This window comes from Alteromonas sp. AWQ4_252 (assembly GCF_056158205.1).
This window is the reverse complement of record NZ_JBSWSV010000001.1, coordinates 276,249-294,710: the sequence shown is the minus strand read 5'-3', so window position 1 is coordinate 294,710 and position 18,462 is coordinate 276,249. Positions and strand designations below refer to the sequence as shown.

17 protein-coding genes and 2 pseudogenes are annotated in these 18,462 nt (G+C 42.6%); 12 read left to right on the top strand and 7 right to left on the bottom strand.

Translation table 11 applies throughout. The annotated features are described in order from the left end of the window. Positions 1–46: 46 nt before the first annotated feature. Together ACXACM_RS01370 and ACXACM_RS01365 are read left to right on the top strand one after the other, a co-directional pair. On the top strand, positions 47–1,069 hold the full coding sequence (locus tag ACXACM_RS01370; RefSeq protein ID WP_474819273.1) for a sensor histidine kinase: 1,023 nt from the start codon (positions 47–49) through the stop codon (positions 1,067–1,069). A gap of 246 nt (positions 1,070–1,315) precedes the next feature. Further along, entirely contained in the window at positions 1,316–2,896 is a 1,581-nt protein-coding gene (locus ACXACM_RS01365) for a methyl-accepting chemotaxis protein (RefSeq protein WP_474819272.1), read from the top strand. 119 nt (positions 2,897–3,015) lie between these two features. Here ACXACM_RS01365 and ACXACM_RS01360 read toward each other — a convergent pair whose 3' ends face one another. Then, entirely contained in the window at positions 3,016–3,303 is a 288-nt protein-coding gene (locus ACXACM_RS01360) for a YebG family protein (RefSeq protein WP_474819271.1), read from the bottom strand. A gap of 91 nt (positions 3,304–3,394) precedes the next feature. Between ACXACM_RS01360 and ACXACM_RS01355 the strand changes: the two genes are divergently transcribed. From ACXACM_RS01355 to ACXACM_RS01345, 3 genes are all read left to right on the top strand, one after another. After that, a complete protein-coding gene (locus ACXACM_RS01355) occupies positions 3,395–3,811 on the top strand; it encodes a S24 family peptidase (RefSeq protein ID WP_474819269.1) in 417 nt (138 codons plus the stop codon). After that, on the top strand, positions 3,799–5,061 hold the full coding sequence (locus tag ACXACM_RS01350; RefSeq protein WP_474819267.1) for a Y-family DNA polymerase: 1,263 nt from the start codon (positions 3,799–3,801) through the stop codon (positions 5,059–5,061). Before ACXACM_RS01355 ends, ACXACM_RS01350 begins: the two co-directional genes overlap by 13 nt. A 131-nt stretch (positions 5,062–5,192) precedes the next feature. Further along, positions 5,193–5,696: an HAD family hydrolase gene (locus ACXACM_RS01345; protein WP_474819266.1), complete on the top strand. Its 504-nt coding sequence runs from the start codon at positions 5,193–5,195 to the stop codon at positions 5,694–5,696. A gap of 278 nt (positions 5,697–5,974) precedes the next feature. Here the strand turns inward: ACXACM_RS01345 and ACXACM_RS01340 are convergent, their stop codons facing one another. The 4 genes from ACXACM_RS01340 to ACXACM_RS01325 all read right to left on the bottom strand — a co-directional run bounded on the left by ACXACM_RS01340 (position 5,975) and on the right by ACXACM_RS01325 (position 8,943). Continuing rightward, complete coding sequence (locus tag ACXACM_RS01340) at positions 5,975–6,508, bottom strand: hypothetical protein (RefSeq protein WP_474819264.1); 534 nt, start codon at positions 6,506–6,508, stop codon at positions 5,975–5,977. A gap of 245 nt (positions 6,509–6,753) precedes the next feature. After that, positions 6,754–7,209 carry a hypothetical protein gene (locus tag ACXACM_RS01335; protein ID WP_474819263.1) on the bottom strand — a complete coding sequence of 152 codons (456 nt, stop codon included), beginning with the start codon at positions 7,207–7,209 and terminating at the stop codon, positions 6,754–6,756. 158 nt (positions 7,210–7,367) lie between these two features. Further along, entirely contained in the window at positions 7,368–8,633 is a 1,266-nt protein-coding gene (locus tag ACXACM_RS01330) for a hypothetical protein (protein ID WP_474819262.1), read from the bottom strand. After that, entirely contained in the window at positions 8,605–8,943 is a 339-nt protein-coding gene (locus tag ACXACM_RS01325; protein WP_474819260.1) for a hypothetical protein, read from the bottom strand. The genes ACXACM_RS01330 and ACXACM_RS01325 overlap by 29 nt, the downstream gene beginning before the upstream one ends. Positions 8,944–9,163: 220 nt before the next feature. Between ACXACM_RS01325 and ACXACM_RS01320 the strand changes: the two genes are divergently transcribed. The 3 genes and pseudogenes from ACXACM_RS01320 to ACXACM_RS01310 form a co-directional block, all read left to right on the top strand. Then, positions 9,164–10,129, top strand: a complete 966-nt coding sequence (locus ACXACM_RS01320; protein ID WP_474819259.1) for a hypothetical protein — start codon at positions 9,164–9,166, stop codon at positions 10,127–10,129. A gap of 165 nt (positions 10,130–10,294) precedes the next feature. Continuing rightward, positions 10,295–10,978, top strand: a pseudogene (locus tag ACXACM_RS01315) (alpha/beta hydrolase); the annotation flags it as partial. Positions 10,979–11,023: 45 nt separating this feature from the next. Beyond that, positions 11,024–11,260 (top strand): annotated as a pseudogene (locus tag ACXACM_RS01310) (HAD family hydrolase); the annotation flags it as partial. 1 nt (position 11,261) lies between these two features. On the opposite strand, the gene ACXACM_RS01305 reads toward ACXACM_RS01310, so the two are convergent. Further along, positions 11,262–11,444 carry a hypothetical protein gene (locus ACXACM_RS01305; protein WP_474819258.1) on the bottom strand — a complete coding sequence of 61 codons (183 nt, stop codon included), beginning with the start codon at positions 11,442–11,444 and terminating at the stop codon, positions 11,262–11,264. A gap of 59 nt (positions 11,445–11,503) precedes the next feature. On the opposite strand from ACXACM_RS01305, the gene ACXACM_RS01300 reads away from it, so the two are divergent. From ACXACM_RS01300 to ACXACM_RS01290, 3 genes are all read left to right on the top strand, one after another. After that, complete coding sequence (locus ACXACM_RS01300) at positions 11,504–15,367, top strand: hybrid sensor histidine kinase/response regulator transcription factor (RefSeq protein ID WP_474819257.1); 3,864 nt, start codon at positions 11,504–11,506, stop codon at positions 15,365–15,367. 177 nt (positions 15,368–15,544) lie between these two features. Beyond that, entirely contained in the window at positions 15,545–16,429 is an 885-nt protein-coding gene (locus ACXACM_RS01295; RefSeq protein WP_474819255.1) for an alpha/beta hydrolase, read from the top strand. A 5-nt stretch (positions 16,430–16,434) separates the two neighbouring features. After that, on the top strand, positions 16,435–16,725 hold the full coding sequence (locus tag ACXACM_RS01290) for a tetratricopeptide repeat protein (RefSeq protein ID WP_474819254.1): 291 nt from the start codon (positions 16,435–16,437) through the stop codon (positions 16,723–16,725). Between the two features lie 10 nt (positions 16,726–16,735). On the opposite strand, the gene ACXACM_RS01285 is transcribed toward ACXACM_RS01290, so the two are convergent. Beyond that, a complete protein-coding gene (locus tag ACXACM_RS01285; protein WP_474819253.1) occupies positions 16,736–17,482 on the bottom strand; it encodes a hypothetical protein in 747 nt (248 codons plus the stop codon). 107 nt (positions 17,483–17,589) lie between these two features. Here ACXACM_RS01285 and ACXACM_RS01280 point away from each other — a divergent pair, with 107 nt between their 5' ends. Further along, entirely contained in the window at positions 17,590–18,459 is an 870-nt protein-coding gene (locus ACXACM_RS01280) for a LysR family transcriptional regulator (protein ID WP_474819252.1), read from the top strand. The last annotated feature ends 3 nt before the right edge of the window (positions 18,460–18,462 follow it).

Here is an 18,462-nt window from a genome sequence, read left to right as displayed (position 1 = left end):
ACACATTTTTGCTGTCGCCAATATCGCGGGGTAAATGGGGAAAAGTGTGAGCAGTAAAGAAGAAGAAAAGTTGAAACATCAAATTGCGGTGCTTCAACGAAAACTCAGCCGCGAGCAACTGGCACGTACCGCGGCTGAAGACATACTTAATGAATACTCCCGCGATGCTTATCTGGCGAATCAGAACCTGCGTAAGGCTTTAAGCGAAACCCGCGCTATTTATCACAATCTGCTTGCGCAGATACCCGAAGATACAGCAGAAAATCTTTCCCAAAAACCCATTATTGATCAGCATGCAGACATGGTTGACAGAATGACTCTGCTTAGCCAATTGGCTGCTGGAATCGCCCATGAAATAAACAATCCTATTGGTTTTATCAAAAGCAATTGTGAAATTCAGGGCTTCATGCTTAAAGATGTTTTTGATGCGTGGGATGAAGTAAAGCGCACTATCAGTGCGGAAAATGAGGAGCTCGGCAGCAAAATATTCGATATAGAGCTTAAATACATGATGTCGGATATCAGAGAAATGCTTGAAGATATTGAGCGCTCTTCTCTTGAGGGGGCAAATCGCATTGCCGAGATTGTATCCTCCATTCAAATATTTTCGTCTCCGGTAGGGAGTGAAAAAGACTATGTACCGTTGCAACATCTCATTGAGCATTGCTTAGACGAATGTATTGTTTCAATTCCAGATGCCGTGATAGTGGATGTGTCTTCATTCAGTGATGCCCCCGAAATCATGGTGAATGAAAAGCAACTGAGCCAGGTATTAAAAGCCGTAATGGATAACGCCATTGATGCGTGCAAACCCAAAGGCTCTATTAGTGTTAAGTATGCTGTTGTACCTGGGCTAGTTAAAGTATTTGTTCGCGACTCTGGAAGCGGTATCAAAGCTGAACATTTGCCTCTTGTATTTACCCCTTTCTTTACCACTAAACCCCCGGGTGAAGGAACCGGACTTGGTCTTTCTGTGGCACAAGCGCTAATGGAAGTACAAAATGGCTGGTTGAATATCGACAGCGTAGAAGGGAAAGGAACTACGGTGACACTGAATTTTCCAATTTAGCCACTGAGCTTCGAGTATTTCTGGATATACCCATCAAATCTATTTGAAAATCACAAGTATGTATCACTGTTTATAAATTGATAAATGTACGATATCCCGCGCGATTCTCCTAATTCATCTACTACTGTTTCGCACAAATAAACATCAACTAACCTAAAGTATAAATTTGAACTAAGGTTATAGATGTCAACTTTCATTGAGTTAGCGGTCATGAAGTTTGGAAAACCTATAACCACGAGATAATTTATGCGCAATAACCAACCTGTTACCCAGAAACTGTACAAGATACCGAACAACTACAGGCTGATTTCCTCTACTGACAAGCGCGGTGTGATCACTCATTGCAACACTGAATTTATGGAAGTTAGTGGCTTCGAGAAAGAGGAGTTGATAGGTAAGAATCACAATCTTGTACGACACCCTGATATACCTTCTGGTGTTTTTCGCGAAATGTGGAAAACACTGGAGTCTGGCAAAATTTGGATGGGATTGGTGAAAAACAGGCGCAAGAATGGCGACCATTATTGGGTATCAGCCTTTGTTACACCCGTATTTGAAGGTAATCAGGTTGTTGGCTATGAGTCTGTAAGGGTGCCGGCCTCGAATGAAGAAATTGCCCGGGCAGAATATCGTTATAAACGGCTGCGCGAGGGTAAATCGAGTACGTCAGCTGGTGAAATGGCAGTGTATTACTCAAAAGGTTATCTTCCCATGCTTGTGACTGGTATACCTGCAACGTTACTCGCTGCAACATTTGGCAGCCTTCTGGCTGCTATTAGCACAGCTGCTGCTTTTGTGGTTTGTGGGCTGTGGATGGCTGCGAAAACCAAAAGTGGATGGCAGGAGATCCTGAAATTATCGCCAAACAGCTATACAAACCAAGTGGTGTCTCAAACGTATTTTGACGATCATGGTACTCGCTCCAGAGCAAAGCTTGCGCTGGGTTGTGAGTTAGCAAGGTCACGCACGGCGCTGGCGCGAATAGAAGATGCCACTGACGGATTAAATGATGTGGCTAACTCTACCCATCATCAAGCAGAAACTACCAGTGCAGCGGTAGTTCAACAAAATCAGGCCACGCAATCTATTGCCTCGGCGGTACATCAGATGACACAGGCTATACAAGGTGTGTCAGACAGGGTTGAAAAAAATGCTGAAAGTGCACGTTCGGCATCAACAAATGTTGAAGCCGGTAACGTAAAAGCCGATGAAGCACTTTCTGCTATACGCGCGTTGAAAGAGGCGGTAGCCTCAATTTCAAACACGGTGCAGGAGCTGGCGCAATCTACCAACGATATCGGCGAGGCTGCCAGCCTGATTTCCACCATTGCTGAGCAAACGAACTTGCTGGCTTTAAACGCCGCTATTGAAGCAGCTCGCGCGGGTGAACAAGGACGGGGTTTTGCGGTTGTTGCTGACGAAGTGCGTTCGCTGGCATCGAAAACCCGGGAATCTACAGACAAAATCCACAATATAATTCACGTACTGGCCGAGCGTTCCGAGCGTGCCGTACGGGTGTCAAACGATGGGCTGGCTTCAGCCGAACAAGGTACGCGTATTGTTGAAGATACCCGTCAGACGTTGGCCGACATTAATACAGCGGTAAGTGTAATAGCAGACCAAACTGTTGAAATGGCTTCGGCGGTGGAAGAACAAAGCTCCGTTGCCGAACATATAAACCAACAAATTACCGAAATTGCAGATGGCGCAAAAGACACTCAACGAGCATCAGAAGCGTCACTGGCAGGCAGTATGAAGTTGCGCGATACCGTAAACCAGGTACATTCGGTTATTACCCGCTTCACGAATAAAAGCAATGTGGTTTAAGGTTACAAGCCTACCTGGCTAATTTCGAGTACCTGAAGCAAAGGGGCGGTGTCACTACTGACTGCCCCTTGCTATTTCAACGTCGTTTTATAGCCACAGCCGCACTGCAACCAGCGCCGTTAACTGTTGGCTTTAAGCTTTACCACTTCAGCCGATTCCGCCTCAAGCAATGTATCTGCAGAGGTGCCTTTCAGTAATTTGGTTACAGCATCTTTGTTTTTCGCCAGCATCACCGACAAGCTTTCAATGACATCTTCTTCCAGCCTGATGCCTTTGGCGTCGATGTAGGCTGCCAGATTATCAGCCGTATCAAGCATCTTATCGTATTGATCGGCCTCTTTTTTATCTGTAGTAACCAATTTATCAGCCCCTTTGTGTGTAACAACATACTGCACTGTAATCGCCATGGTGATCTCCGTGTTTTAGAAATTTAATTGTTACTGAATGCATAAATACTGTATAAATAAACAGTGTTAAGAGCAACTGTTTTTTTTAATTATGCTGAGAATTATTCCTGTAGCCGCACAGGCTGGTATTACCGGGTTTGAATCGCCCGCTGCTGAATACCGGCAATTGGGGCTGAATTTAGACGAGCTACTCATCGAGCACCCCACAGCCACCTTTATAGGTCAGGCCCAGGGTGATTCCATGACGGGCGTGGGTATTTTCGATGGCGATTTACTCATTGTCGACCGCGCTGCCACAGCTACCTCACTGGATGTGGTAGTGGCGAACTTAAATGGCGTATTTGTATGTAAGTTGTTTGACAGAAAAGCCATGGTGTTGCTGTCGCCAGGCAAAGGCCGCAGCCCGTATGCGCTGGGCGAGGGTGATGTGTTTGAAGAAGAGGGCATTGTTATTCGTTCTGTGCGTATGCACAGGTACACCAGGTTGCTACGCCAATGTATGCGCTAGTAGATGCCAACAGCTTTTACGCCTCGGCGGAAAAAGTGTTCGACCCGGCCATCAGGCATAAACCTGTGGTAGTACTTACCAACAACGACGGCTGTATTTGTGCGTTATGCGAGTATGCAAAAGCCATAGGCGTAAAAAAGTTTGGCCCTTATTACAAAGTAAAAAAGTTATTGGCTCAACACGGCGCGGTAATTCGCTCTTCCAATTACGAACTGTACGATTACCTCAGCAACCGCATGATGCAGGTAATTGGCGGCTTCGCGCCACATCAGCACGTGTATTCCATTGACGAGAGCTTTTTGTATTTCGACAACTGGCAACCTGCTGAAGGCTGGCAGGCATATGGCGAACGCATTCGCGATGCGGTGTGGAAGCAGTTGCGATTGCCTGTGGGCGTGGGGTTTGGCTTAACGCCTACACTGGCCAAAGTTGCCAGCCACGCGGGTAAACGGCTGGGGGATAAGTCGGGCGTTGCCATTGTTGCAACGGCGCAGCAGCGGGAAAAGGTATTGCAGCAAATGGCCGTAGATGAAGTATGGGGTATTGGCAGGCGAATTAGCGAAAAGCTCATTGCCAAGGGCATTACTTCGGCATGGCACCTTGCCTGCGCTGATGCTAAATCACTGCGCAAGTGGTTCTCTGTGGAAATAGAACGCACCGTGCGTGAACTTAACGGCACGCCATGCATTACCTGGGATGAACAAAGAGCCAACAAAAAGCAAATTTATGCAACACGGGCATTCGGCAAGCCGGTAACCGATTTAACCAGCTTGCGTCAGGCATTGTGCTGGCATGGCGAGCGGGTAGCGGAAAAACTGCGCAAGCAGCAAAGCCGGGTTAAAACCTTAACGCTGTTTGCCCACGCCAACCCGTTTGCAGAAAGCGGCCACTACCACAAAGCGGTGCAACACCGTTTTGCCATCGCCACCGCCGATACCAGGGAACTGGTGCAGGCCGCCAGCGGTGCCGCTGAAACCTTATACAAAGCGGGCATACTGTTTCACAAATGCGGGGTAGGGGCCATTGAAGTTATCGACGATGACGTAGTACAGCCCGATTTATTCAATCAGGGAACCGGTAATACCAAGCTGATGGCGTGCATCGACACCATCAATAAACGGTACGGCAGCAGCACTATTGGTATGGCCGCCAAAGGCATTCAGCAGGAAACCTGGCGTATGAAGCGAGAGTATCTTTCGCCGCAGTACACCACGAATTGGCGGCACATTCCCCGCTTTTCCTGCGAGTAGCAAGCAACTAAAACGCAACAATAGGGCGGGCCGTAACAGCGGCAAATTGCACATATTTAACCGGCAGGAAGCCAGTAAAAAAGGTAAACTCACAAATTTACTAGGCTTTCGCAAACAAACAAGGGTAACCCATGAACCTAACCGGTATTAAAGGCGTGATATTCGATTTAGACGGCACGCTGGTGGAATCGGCCCTGGATTTTACTAAAATGCGCGCCGACATTGGCTGCCCGCCAGGCGAAGACATTCTGGCGTTTATCGAAACCTTACCCACCAAAGCGCAACAGGCCGAGGCGCACAGCGCCATATTGCAGCACGAGCTAGATGACGCCCGCACCGCCAACTGGCTAACAAACGGCAAAGCCATGGTAACGCGGGTACAACAAGCCAAACTACCCATGGCCATTGTTACCCGCAACTGCAAAGAAGCCACAGCCATTAAAATTCACAACAACGACATTCCCATTACCACAGTGCTCACCCGGGAATGCGCCCCGGCCAAACCCGACCCCACCGCACTGCTGATGATAGCCGAACAATGGCAACTGCCCCCGGCAGAGTTGTTGTATGTAGGTGACTACATTTACGACCAACAAGCCGCCGAGAATGCCGGGATGCAGTGGTTGTTGGTTTGATTTAGTCATAATAATCCACAAACCGAATTTTACATTTATCTGAAACATGAGTGGTGCACTTATTATCTGAATTCGGGTTTAATTTGATTGAATTAATTTATGAAAATCGTCATTAACGCTAACTAGCATCACTCCAACAGAAATCTGGTTTGTGCGTGTAAGAAAGTTAAAGATAGTCGCAAGGGTGGCCTGTAAACTCCCCAAAATAGCGGCGTACCTTTTTAGTGTTCTTCGGCGTAAACTGAGCCAAGAATGGTTAACTCCTGATAAAAAGCCTTTTATCGAGCCTCGTACACCTCACATTTTTGTCTGTAGATAGACTCACAATCTAATTCAACATTAAAGATATCCATTATCTTTATGGAATCATTGACCGGCAGATTTCTATCGTCGAAATAAACTACCGCGGTAAAGGTTTTTCCTTTCTCTAAGAGCATAGGACTTGAAAGCACACTGAAAGAATTTATCCAGTCTTCAGTAATATTTCTCTTCTTTCCATTAATTTCAGAACCCTGGACCTCCACTCTCTCTGTGGAATTAAAGGTGAATTTATTAATCCGTCCTACTCCAAAGCCAGTGTTTTTAAGCGTCACTATCATCTTGGCAGGGATATATTTCGAAGTCATTGAGCCAAGAGCCTCGGCCTCGTAGCTCATCCCAGTTTTGATCACTTGCTCAATACTGATCATAGGGAGCACTGCTGCACGCTTGTCCTTATACTCAGCATAGCTCATGAAAGTTGCAGTAAAAAATGCACATAATGCAACCACCACTGATGATACTTCTATAAAATGCTTTGTCCGATTATCCATGACAATCTTTCCTTTTTCTGTTGTTCGCTAATCATAATAATTTCCCTCTTATATACTTTTGAAAATTTACAATAGTTCGCATTTAATAGGAGATGAATGTTTAAGAAATATATATTGAAAAAAATGAAAATCAATGGGTTGTTGTCTATTGATTACTAGCCAAGCTAGGTAAAGGACCTTAACCAAAAGTGTCTGATCAGATTTGAGATATTACAAGAAATTACTTCTATATTAGTACTATTTATCTAAATTTCCGGTAACTTGATAATAGAAGTAAAGAACGTCTTTTCTAATTGGCGAAGTTCATCTTCGAACTCTTTTATTTTTTCGTTTGAGAGAATATTATATTCTTTTAATCTTTTTAATCGGAAGTTTAAGTCTATGAGAGAGTTTAGTGCCTGCGCGTTGTAACTATGCATTTCGTTGGCAGATATTAGGCTTTGTATGCTGTTTAAGCCAAGTAAAATAGCACTAACAATCAATGATATTAAAGCTATTGAATTGGAGTTCTTATAAATAGTCGGTAAACCGGAGCTTACCACGTTGATCATGCTCACCAAAATTATTAATCCAGTTATTTTAAAGTGTCTACCTCTATACTTGGATTTATAATAGCTCCAATCACGAAATCTCATGTCGATTCGTTTTTTCAGATTATCAAGTTTGGTTTGGTCATACTCGCTTGCAGTTTCATTAGTCATGTTTCGGCTTCCCATCGACCTTGGCCTTCACCTTCAATTTTGAATATGATTTTTTTTATATCTTCATTAGACCATTGCCCCTGGAGTAATATTGCAAGCCTTTTGTTTTTGCTTGAAGGGTTATCGTTTACTAATAATTGGTCGCGCAATAACATGATTTAATTCTCCGATAGCCTTTTGATTGAATAGCTAAATAAAGCATTGACTTCATTATTTTCGCTTAGGATTTTTCGATGCTTTTCGTATTCATCCTCTAGAATATTAAGAATAGAATGAGGTTCCTCAAGTTCTTTTTCAGTAGGAATTTTACTCCAAACAATTACTCCTTTATTATCTAGATAATCGATTTTAACCTTATTGTTAATAGCGTTTTGTATATGGTTTATTGCGTACTCCGTACCTTTTATTCCGCTTCTAAGGTAGTCTACATATGCATAAAGATTATCGAAATCGTACGCTCTCAAAGTAAATTCACTTCCTTTTCTAACATTAGTTGCAGAAGTAGCTGGTTCTTCTAATGTTTCCACTTTACTCACAAAGTATTTACTCGACATTGGAAAGATTTTACTATCGACTTTAGTTAGTAATGTTCTAGCATGAGAATCTGTCTTCGCAAGTGCCCTAATTTGTGTCAATAGAGCAGGTAAGACCATAATTGCCGCTTCTGAAAGCTCCTGGTTAGTTTCTGGGTCTAGTCTTTTCAACATGGTAATACGTACGTCTGGTTGTAAAGCCAAGTAACTTGCCGAGTCGCCAATGGCAAAATACTGCAGATATGTTTTTTTAGATTTTGAGTCTTCAATTATCGGAAGATTGGCTACATCTTCATATACATAGTCAAGGGTCGCTAATAATGAGGCTTGGTCAACCGTGTGATCTGTTCCGTTATTACTGTAGCTTATGGGTAATATTGCCAATTCTTTTCGGTTAAAGCCTAGTGTAAAACTTTCTGGGTAGGCCGCCGTTGCTGTTGCCCAAGACAAATTTAGCCCTACGCTTGTTTTGGTGGTAAACAGAACAGGTTTTGGATTGCTTTTTTGGAGGGGATTCTTATCGTTAATTAGTGGTTCTGAATTCAATTTCAGCTCAGAGTTTATGGGAGCTTCTGGCACTGAATTTGAGTTGTATAGCCTGGCCATAGTAACCGCTGCTTTGCCTGTGCTAAAGGTGGTTCGTATATCTCCAGAGAATACTGATTTGTCACCCGTTTTAAAACTTGCTAAAACAGGTAGTACTTTTCCTTCTTCAAACTGGGGCGTGATCACACCTTCCGTACGTGATATATCTATTGCTGTAGTTGGGGGTGTTGTACTGAGGTCAATACCTATATTTGATTTCGTATAAACGGCTGTAGTATCTATCCCAACACAGCCGACAGAAACCAGGCTCAGTACACTAATTATCAACTGTTTCAGAGTCTTCATTACATAACTTCCATGTTTTTGAAATTTGGATGTCTAAAAAATTTGATGATGGCCAAGAAAAACAAATTTCTTGGTTATCACTAATAGTCAATTCGCTAGCCTTTGTATAGCCTATGCTAAAAAATCCACTGTTTTTCAACATGCCGATTCCAAGGCCATAAGTTATTAACTGCGTATAGATAACATTTTCTTCATCAGCGTTGGTCGTTTTAACTTTATGATAAGAAAAACCCAAAATATGTAGTGTATTCTTCTTTTCGTCATGATAGAGCACAGAGCAACCAAATAGTAAACCTGACGCAAGAATCAAGAGGCTAATCTTAATGGGAAAAAAGTGAACCCTATTGTGGGGAATCAATTCAATACTCCCTTTTACTCAGTTAAAGTGTTACTTTTATTATTTTTATCTCATGAACTTCTTTGTTTTTCACTATTTTTTTGTTTAATAGAAATAAAGTGTTATTTTGTTTTTATTTACTATTTTTTTAGTGTTTTTTAGTTGTCTATTTTAGATCTTGATGGGGGTGGTGATGCGTGATTTTTTCGGTACATTATTTTTCATATCAATAATTTTAATTATGATTGGTGGTTATATAGATTTTTTAGATTCTGATAGTTTCTGGAAAGATATCATTGCTAACACGTTTGCAAGTGTTGGTTTAGCTATATTGGTCGCTAATATTTTTAATTTTATTATTGGTACAAGTCAGTTTATAGGTTATGTGAGGGATAGGCTTATAGAGATAGTTATCTCTAAAGACTTCGTAACAAGATTGGGAGAGGATGATCAAAAAAAGTTATTAAAGTTAACGTTAAAACCATCCAGGGAGATTTCGTCGATTTATTCTGGCATTGATGATTACTTTGACGGCTATATTCAACAGTCGATGGCTCTATTTGATTCTTGCTATCGAGGGCAAATGTATATCTCTGCCGTAGCATCCATCGACAAAGAGAGAAAAGTACTAAGGATTGATTGGGATGTGAACTACTTAGTTTATAGAATAGCTGAGAAATTTGAACCATTACCCTTTTGGCTTGGGGATGAAGATTCAGTTCACAAGGTTACAACGATTTCCGCTGGGAAGAATGAAATCGAAAAGTTGGGAGAAGATAGCTTAAAAGAAACTGAAATTCAGGATCCTTCTATGGTGAAGGGGTATACAATGGACGTTCCCGATAAATTTAATAAGTACCGAGAGATTAATGTTAGGAGACTTGTTACTGAATATGGGAAAGATCATTGGCAATTGTTTTGTTATAAAGCGCTAAAGCCTTGTCACAGAATGCAAATTGAGCTCCGCTGCCAAGATGGTATAAAAGTAAGAGAGACAGAAACATTTGGAGTACAAGAAGAATTTCAAATATCTAAGGAGCAGAATAAGGTTCGAATATCCTACAATCATTGGCTTAGTCCGGGGTATGGTGTCGCAGTACTATTAGGTGTTGATAACGCACATGTACCAAAAGAAGCAAAGAAGAAAGCCAAAAGTTAGCTCCTCGGACATTGACCAAGCTCCAAGTTTTATTGAGGCTGATGGTCAATAGATGTTATTTCAGTACTATTCGTTGAGATTTGCAGAAATTTTTATATATTTAATGGGTAAAATACTCCTGAAACAATATGCTATCCTGCCTTAAAAACTGGCATAAAACACAAGATGAAACGGATATTCTTATTACTGGCGATAACCCTTCTTCCAGTTCTGATAACGCACCAAACCCTCGCAAATGATGAACGGCAAGTCACAGAACACACCATAACCTCAAACGTACTTAATGAAGAGGTAACGCTTTATGTTCAGTTGCCGCTATATTACAACGAGAACGCGCATTTTAGCTATCCAGTGTTGTATTTGCTGGATGCACCACAAGGCATTACGCTCAACTCCGGCATTCTCGATGAGCTTGTAGGTTATAACACTGGCCCGCAGATGATCATTGTTGGGTTATCCAGCAACAACAGAGACCGGGACTATACGCCTACCCTTGATACTCACTACGGCACAGAAACCGGAGGTGCTAACGAATATTTAGCGTTTGTTGAAAAGGAAGCCATTCCTTTTATCGATGCTAGCTATCGTACCGAACCTTACCGGGTTTTATCCGGTCATTCCTATGGCGGCTTATTGGTTTCTCACGCCTTCTATACCATTCCCAACGTATTTAATGCGTATTTTACCTTTAGCCCAAGCTTGTTTTGGGGCGAGCAGGCAGTCGCTAAATCTATGGTGTCGTTTATTCATAAACAGCAACGGCATAACCGTATGCTTTATCTAAATATGGGAAATGAAGGCAACCCGGAAACCGATTCACCGGAAGGCAAGCAAATGTTGGCCGGAGTAAAGATGATAGAAAGGGCGCTTAAACGTCATACACCGGACAAGTTTCTGGCTATTGTTACCCGCAACTGCAAAGAAGCCACGGCCATTAAAATTCACAACAACGACATTCCCATTACCACAGTGCTCACCCGGGAATGCGCCCCAGCCAAACCCGACCCCACCGCACTGCTGATGATAGCCGAACAATGGCAACTGCCCCCGGCAGAGCTGCTTTATGTAGGCGACTACATTTACGACCAACAAGCTGCCGAGAATGCCGGGATGCAGTGGTTGTTGGTTTGATTTAGTCGGGTTTGGGCCAGGCTGGTAGTTCTGGGTTGTCGGGGTGAAGATCTTTTACCTCTAAGCGATAGAAATATTCATCAGGAATTTTTTCTTGGTTGGTATAGGTAAGACTGCCTCCGGTTACGGTTTTGTATAAATTTTCATCTATTTCTTGAATGTTATTTAAATCTAATGTACTCATATAATTATCTCCTTTTTTCTAAGTGCGCTTAGATTCTTTCAAAGCAAAAGGAAATTGCTGTGAAAAAAATAATATTCCCTTGTAATATTCAGCCGCTATTTCTATATGGCCTTTTTTTAATAGCACTTGGCTTCACAGGTAAAAATTTTGCAAAAGCCCATTACTGGCAAAACTCTAATAGTGTCTTCGATGGGCAGGCTACAGGAATAATAAGAGATATCTTGTATCTTGAAGATAGAATCCTGTTGGGAGCAGAAAATGGACTATTCGTATTCAAGGGAAATATTACTGAAAAATTAGATCTGCCTGTTGGCAGTTTCGGCTATATCTCAGACTTGGAACCATCTCATGATGGCGGTGTTTGGGTTAGTGTGTATTCTGATGGTCTTTATAAAATAACGAATAGTGGCAAGTGGAGTAAGTTCGATTTGGATCCAAGACTCGAAAATTCTTGGAAGGTACTCGATTTTGGAAACCGCTTAGCAATACTGACGATTGGAAGTCTACTTATCGTCAATAAAGAAACTTATAACGTGGAAAAGTCTATACAAGGCTTCACTGAGAAAAAGTTTAGCGAGATACCATACGTAGTTAAAATTGATAACACGCTGGCTGTTATTGAAAAAAGCCGTCTGATAGTAGCTTCAAATCTCGGTGGCGATATCGAAATAAATGAGCTGGAAATATCCAATGTCTGGCCAAACCTATCTGCTGTCGAGCTGCTCAAGAAATACCACGAAAAATACTATGCTGTAGGCCCTGAAGGTATTTACGAAAGTCAAGAATTTCTCGGATCACACAAGTTCTATGAGTCTGAAGAGGCGATTTCTAATCCCATTTCAATAGCAGATAAAAGCGGAAGAAAGTTCCTCATTTCAAGAGAAATTTTGGAAATCAAAGAAGATGCGTTAAATAGCGTGCTTTGGGACGACTGGTTATGGAGTCCTGAGGATAACGGTTTTCTAACAGGCTTTGTGGAAACAAAATATCAAGACTTTCTTATTACAAGCTCAAGAAAAGGGTTTATCTACACACCGACATATTTCGACGCTATCAGACTGTCAAGCGTTCAAGAACATTTCGATAATCAGCTGTTAGACAAGAGTGCTCTTACTGATAGGTTTAATTCAAAGATATATCGGTTGCAAGTTCATCGTGCTTGCGGAACTTCACAAGAAGAAGAGTCCGGGCTGAAAGGCTTGTTGTGCAAAGAAGGGGTTGAGCTTATCGTCCCATATGTAGACCGCAATTGGTTAGTTCTTCAAGAACGAAATGGCAAGCAAAAGCTATCGGTGAGGAATGAAGATTCAGTTGAAGTTGATTCGTTTGCGCTTCCCGATAACGTAGTAGATGTGACGGTTGATTCCAGTGGACAGATTTACCTACTAACAACGAAAAATCGCATTTATGTCCAGCTATCGAAACTCCTTTGGAAAGATTTGGAGGTAGTAATTCCGAATTCCTCCAGATTCACGTGTTTTTTCGCACGTGAACAGGGAATTATTTATGTCTGTTCAAGTTCCACAGGAGTTTGGCAAGTCGATAGTTCCTCGTTGAAACTAACTAAAGCGCCTGTTGGGGGAATCGATAGTATTCGGTATATCCGATCAGGTATTACAGATAGTAATGGCGACCTGTGGTTTGCTACAAACTCAGGTCTTTTCTATTACAATAGTCACTTAGATTACTGGCAAGGATTAGGTAATTTGGATGGTATAAAGGATATTGACTTTGAATACTATGGGCTTGCAGCTATTGAAGATACGCTTTTAATTGATGGGGATAATTTTGACTATGAAATTCAAGGTGACGCATTCAGATTGCGTGAAGGAGAAAGGAGAAGCCGACAGTCCAATCTTAATATTCAAGTGCGGGAAGGGATTAGCGGTAAGTATTTGAGGCCGGATGAAGCTAAAGAGTTTTACACAGTCAAGAAGGGAAGAGAAATATTAAATGTAGTTGGGTTTGTCAATGACTTCATCAACAGGCGAGATCTCGGTATTGAATACACTGTCAAATCAGTATCAGGTAAATGGCGGGCAATAAATTCACCTAACTTCGACATCACTTTTCCAAAACTCCCCCCTGGCAACCACACTATACATTTACGTGTTTTAGACCCACGAAGCCAAGCTGAGCAGCCAGTCACGTCGGTCAAAATTCGCGTATTACCACCTTGGTGGCAAAGTTGGCAAGCCCAGTTGTCATTTTTTGTGCTTATGGTAATCGTAACCTGGCTGATTTACTTTATTTATCAGCGAAGAGTCCGTGAGCAGGCCATCTTTTATACGGGACTTGTTGACGAGAAAAATTACGCTCTGACTGAGGCGCAAGACTCCTTAAAAGAGATGCTAATTCGCAAGCAAAAGCAGTTTACGAACCTCTCTCACGAAATAAGAACGCCTTTGTCACTTATTATTGGGCCCATCGCTCAGCTTAAAAAATCGATTCAATCTCCAGAGAATATTGAAAAAGTGGAACTCGTTGAGAGAAACGCAAAAAATATTGAAGCAATTATCGCGGAAATGATGGAAATTGAGAGTTTTGGTAACGATGCGAAGCGTTCTGTTCAAGAGTATGCTGTGAACGCTGTCTGTAGCCGAATACTTTTTGATATGGTTGCACTGGCGGAATTAGCCAGAAAAAAATTAATGTGGAAGTGCGATACCAAGATGAAAATTTCCCTGTACAAAGGGACGTTAGAAAAGATCATAGGAAATTTGGTATCCAATGCCATTAAATACACTCCTACCAAAGGTAAGATAGAAGTAAACATATACGAAGAAGAGCTACAGCTTTGTATTTTCGTAAAAGACAACGGTTACGGTATGTCCGAAGAACAAATAGGTAAAATGTATCAGCGACATATCCGGTTTACTGAAGGTGGGCAAGGTTCTGGTGTTGGGCTAGCCTTAGTAAAAGAAGTTGTTATGGCTAATGACGGATGGATAAACGTAGAATCTGCTGTCGATGAAGGAACAACGTTTCGAGTATTTTTGCCGATGTTAAGGGAGATAGATCAGAGTGCTAACAGCCCTGAGACAAAGGAAATTACCGTTCAAGAGCCAACAGAAATCGATTACGATGTACTAAAAACTGAGCACGGCACGAAGTCGGTTATTCTTATTGTCGATGACAATGAAGAAATGCGTTTATACCTTCAAAGCGTACTTAAAGACCACTACAAGTGTTTACTGGCAGAACACGGTCAACAAGCCCTTGAAATAACCGCTCATATAGTTCCTGATCTCGTTATTACCGACTACAAAATGCCAGTCATGAGTGGCACGGATTTAACTTTGGCAATGCGCGAAAGCACTCTGACATCGGACATTCCCATTATAATGTTATCAGGCTTGACCGATTCAGATAGTGTCGCGGAAGGGCTTGAGGCTTCAATTGATACCTATGTGAACAAACCAGTTAATCCAGAAATTTTGCTGCTTAGAATTAAAAACCTGCTTAACAGAAATGAAAAACGACGAGAAAAGGCCGTAGCAGAAACCTTAGTGCAGGATAATGATCACGTACCTGACTATGTGACAGAACGGGACCAAAAATTTTACCTCTCTGTATTAAACCAGCTCGAACTTCACTATAGAAATGATAGTTTTACCAAGCTCGAATTGGCGAACAATTTGGCAATCAGTGAACGGCAATTACACCGGAAAATAAGTGCAATTTTTGGGACTAGTTATTCAGATTTGTTGCGGGATTTCAGGCTTTCCAAGGCAAAAGAAATGCTTGTAGAAGGAAAGCAAATTACCCACGTAGTATATGATGCAGGTTTCTCTGCACCATCCTATTTTAGCCGCTGCTTCAAAGAAAATACCGGGCTAACACCAACCGAATATCAGAAAGCACACCACAAGCCCAAGTTGCGAAAAGTGAAGCATTCACCGAAGAAACCCAAACCTGAATGATGCTATGTAATAAAGTACCTGCTGGACATAACATTCTCAGTTGAGGGTCTGCAAACATCCTGCAATGTGCAGCAAGCATAAGTCAGCAGCCACCTCACACAGCGACAGTAGCCTCATTTAAAATAATCGCACGCAGTATTATGCTATTCTCCCTTAAAAACTGGCATTAAACACAATATGAAACGGATATTCTTATTACTGGCGATAAGCTTTCTTCCTGCGTTAATAACGCACCAAGCCCTCGCAAAAAATGAACGGCAAGTCACAGAACACACCATAACCTCAGACGTGCTGAACGAAGAGGTAACGCTTTATGTTCAGTTGCCGCTTTATTACAACGAGAACGCGCATTTTAGCTATCCGGTGTTGTATTTGCTGGATGCGCCACAAGGCATTTCGCTCAATTCAGGCATTCTCGATGAGCTTGTGGGTTATAACACCGGCCCGCAGATGATTATTGTTGGGCTATCCAGCAACAACAGAGATCGGGACTATACGCCTACCGTCGATACCAACTATGGGGAACACACTGGCGGTGCAAACGAGTATTTAGCGTTTATTGAAAAGGAAGCCATTGGGTTTATCGATGCTAACTATCGCACCGAACCTTACCGGGTTTTGTCCGGTCATTCCTATGGCGGCTTATTGGTTTCTCATGCGTTTTACACCGTCCCCCATGTTTTCAACGCGTATTTTGCCTTTAGCCCAAGCTTGTTTTGGGGCGAGCAGGCAGTCGCTAAATCCATGGTGTCGTTTATTCATAAACAGCATCGGCATAACCGTATGCTTTATCTAAATATGGGAAATGAAGGCAACCCGGAAACCGATTCACCGGAAGGCAAGCAAATGTTGGCCGGAGTAAAGATGTTAGAAAGGGCGCTTAAACGTCATACACCGGACAAGTTTCGCTATCAGGTAGATTATTTTCCCGAAGAACCTCACCAGGTAACCCACATCATTGGCACGTACCAAGCGCTCAGGCACTTATATCCGAACTGGGACGTACCCTATGAGGCATATCTCTCGGGCTATGATGCTGTTGCTGAACATTTCAATCGCTAAGTGAAATGTACGGTTACACCATTGAAGCAAAAGGCTGGCAACTGTCTGATGCTGCATACTTTGAGTTGGAAGAGCGGGATAACCCGGAAGAGGCCATAAAGTACCTGCAAGCGGCACTTAAGCAACAACCAGATGATGTCGGTTATTTATCTACACTGGCGCTGGCTTATGAAAAACTCGGCGCATTCTCTAAAGCGTTAGACGTGCTTACCGGCGTGCTGGGGCAATTAGAACGCGATGATGAGCGATATGAGGAAATAGACCAGAGGATCAACAGCATTAAGCGCCAGCTTTAAACGAATGTTGTCAGACCCGTGGGCGAACAAGGTGCAGTTCAAAATTCACGGTGCCGTCTTGAAGCACTTTTATCTTCTCGCTGTTTTCTGAAGATGAAAAAAATTGCTCAAAACGCGCTTTGTCTTCCCATTCTGTGATCACGATCTGCTGAGGGGCAACAGCGTGAGGGTTGTGATCACTAAGCGTAATATCGTTGGTTTTCGAGATGATTTTGCCTCCCGCGTTCTCTAGTGAATCGCTGAGGTATTCAAGGTACTGGTAATAGCCATCCGGCGCGACTGGGTTTACCCACGCCAACGACACCGTATATAACTTATCTTCAAAAAACGTTAGGGTTGTGGGCTTTGTGGTTTCATGGTCGTACAACTTGAGTGCCATCCAAGCCTCCTTCCGCAAAGATTTTATGTCGCTGTATAGCGGCAATGCCTGAAATGACTTTTGTGCTTTTAATGAAGGCCACTGACTTATAACGAAAACATTGGGGCTAAATGTTCCCATCAGGGTTTTCTCTACTATAAGTACACCATTTTGTGAATATCCGTATTCTCGGGCTGTTTGTGCACTTTTCTCAAAGTATTTATCCCGCAGCGGGCGCGTTTCAGCTTCTGTTTTTGGTGCAATGAGTTGCATGACAGAGCCTGGATTAAAATGCACCGTTAAAGCATTGTTCTTCTCACTGGCAAAGGCAGGTTCAGAAATGCCAAAGAAAATTATAGTTAATAGTAAGATTAGGTAGTTACAGTATTTTTTTAACATAAGGTAGCTCTTTTTCTTAAAGTTTTCGTAATACTGCAAACACATTAGCAAGTGAAATATTACAAATCACGGTTTGTTTTTTGCTTTAAGTGGTGCATTATCGTTCCATGAAAAGTTGGAACGATTACGCCTTAATTCTTGCACTTCACAGGTCAATTACTTTAAGAGCGACTGCGATTGCTTTAGGTACTACGCACACGACAGTAGCAAGACGCCTTTCCCAGATAGAAAAGCAATATAGCGCAGCAATTTTTGAACGCATTCCAGGGGGATATCGGGCTACACCTTTTGGTGAGCAGCTCGTAGCAACAGCAACGCAAGTGGAAAATGTTATTCTTGATTCAGAACGGCGCTACTGTGCCAGCAATGAAAAACTCTCCGGCCCGATAACACTCTCTTTAGGAGAGCCTATGTCGCAGTTTCTACTGACTAAAGAGTTGGGTGAGTTCACTAGTTTGTACCCATCCATTCAGTTGAAAGTGAAAAGCTCTACAACATTCGCCAATTTAGACAAAGGTGAAGCCGATGTTGTGATAAGGGGGGCGGATAAATTACCAGAGCACTTAATTGGCAGACGCCTTTACAAGTTGGGCCTCTGTTTTTACGCGCACAAAGACTATGCTGCAAATACTCCCCGAAATCAATGGCGTTGGATCGCGCCAATTGAGAATGAGGTGTGGCCTCAGTGGTTAGCGGAATCGCCGTATCCAGAGGTCCCCATCGGAATAGTGATAGACGACATAATTTCCCGGTATCACGCTATTTTAAACGGTGTGGGCATGGGAAGAGCGGCTTGCTTTATGGGCGATACTCACTCAGATTTAGTGCGATTACCGGGCAGTGAGCCGGTACTGAAGTACGACATCTGGCTGCTCACTCATCCTGATTTGTACGAAGAACCAAAGGTAAAGTTGTTGATGCAGTTTTTGACAGATGCTTTACTGGCAAAGAAAAGTATCGTTGAAGGTAGTGACTAAGCT

Excerpts from the sequence above, each read along its gene's own strand:
- ACXACM_RS01365 (WP_474819272.1), top strand. The coding sequence starts at position 1,316 with ATGCGCAATAACCAACCTGTTACCCAGAAACTGTACAAGATACCGAAC.
- ACXACM_RS01360 (WP_474819271.1), bottom strand. The coding sequence starts at position 3,303 with ATGGCGATTACAGTGCAGTATGTTGTTACACACAAAGGGGCTGATAAA.
- ACXACM_RS01355 (WP_474819269.1), top strand. The coding sequence starts at position 3,395 with ATGCTGAGAATTATTCCTGTAGCCGCACAGGCTGGTATTACCGGGTTT.
- ACXACM_RS01350 (WP_474819267.1), top strand. The coding sequence starts at position 3,799 with ATGTATGCGCTAGTAGATGCCAACAGCTTTTACGCCTCGGCGGAAAAA.
- ACXACM_RS01345 (WP_474819266.1), top strand. The coding sequence starts at position 5,193 with ATGAACCTAACCGGTATTAAAGGCGTGATATTCGATTTAGACGGCACG.
- ACXACM_RS01340 (WP_474819264.1), bottom strand. The coding sequence starts at position 6,508 with ATGGATAATCGGACAAAGCATTTTATAGAAGTATCATCAGTGGTGGTT.
- ACXACM_RS01335 (WP_474819263.1), bottom strand. The coding sequence starts at position 7,209 with ATGACTAATGAAACTGCAAGCGAGTATGACCAAACCAAACTTGATAAT.
- ACXACM_RS01330 (WP_474819262.1), bottom strand. The coding sequence starts at position 8,633 with ATGAAGACTCTGAAACAGTTGATAATTAGTGTACTGAGCCTGGTTTCT.
- ACXACM_RS01320 (WP_474819259.1), top strand. The coding sequence starts at position 9,164 with ATGCGTGATTTTTTCGGTACATTATTTTTCATATCAATAATTTTAATT.
- ACXACM_RS01305 (WP_474819258.1), bottom strand. The coding sequence starts at position 11,444 with ATGAGTACATTAGATTTAAATAACATTCAAGAAATAGATGAAAATTTA.
- ACXACM_RS01295 (WP_474819255.1), top strand. The coding sequence starts at position 15,545 with ATGAAACGGATATTCTTATTACTGGCGATAAGCTTTCTTCCTGCGTTA.
- ACXACM_RS01290 (WP_474819254.1), top strand. The coding sequence starts at position 16,435 with ATGTACGGTTACACCATTGAAGCAAAAGGCTGGCAACTGTCTGATGCT.
- ACXACM_RS01285 (WP_474819253.1), bottom strand. The coding sequence starts at position 17,482 with ATGTTAAAAAAATACTGTAACTACCTAATCTTACTATTAACTATAATT.
- ACXACM_RS01280 (WP_474819252.1), top strand. The coding sequence starts at position 17,590 with ATGAAAAGTTGGAACGATTACGCCTTAATTCTTGCACTTCACAGGTCA.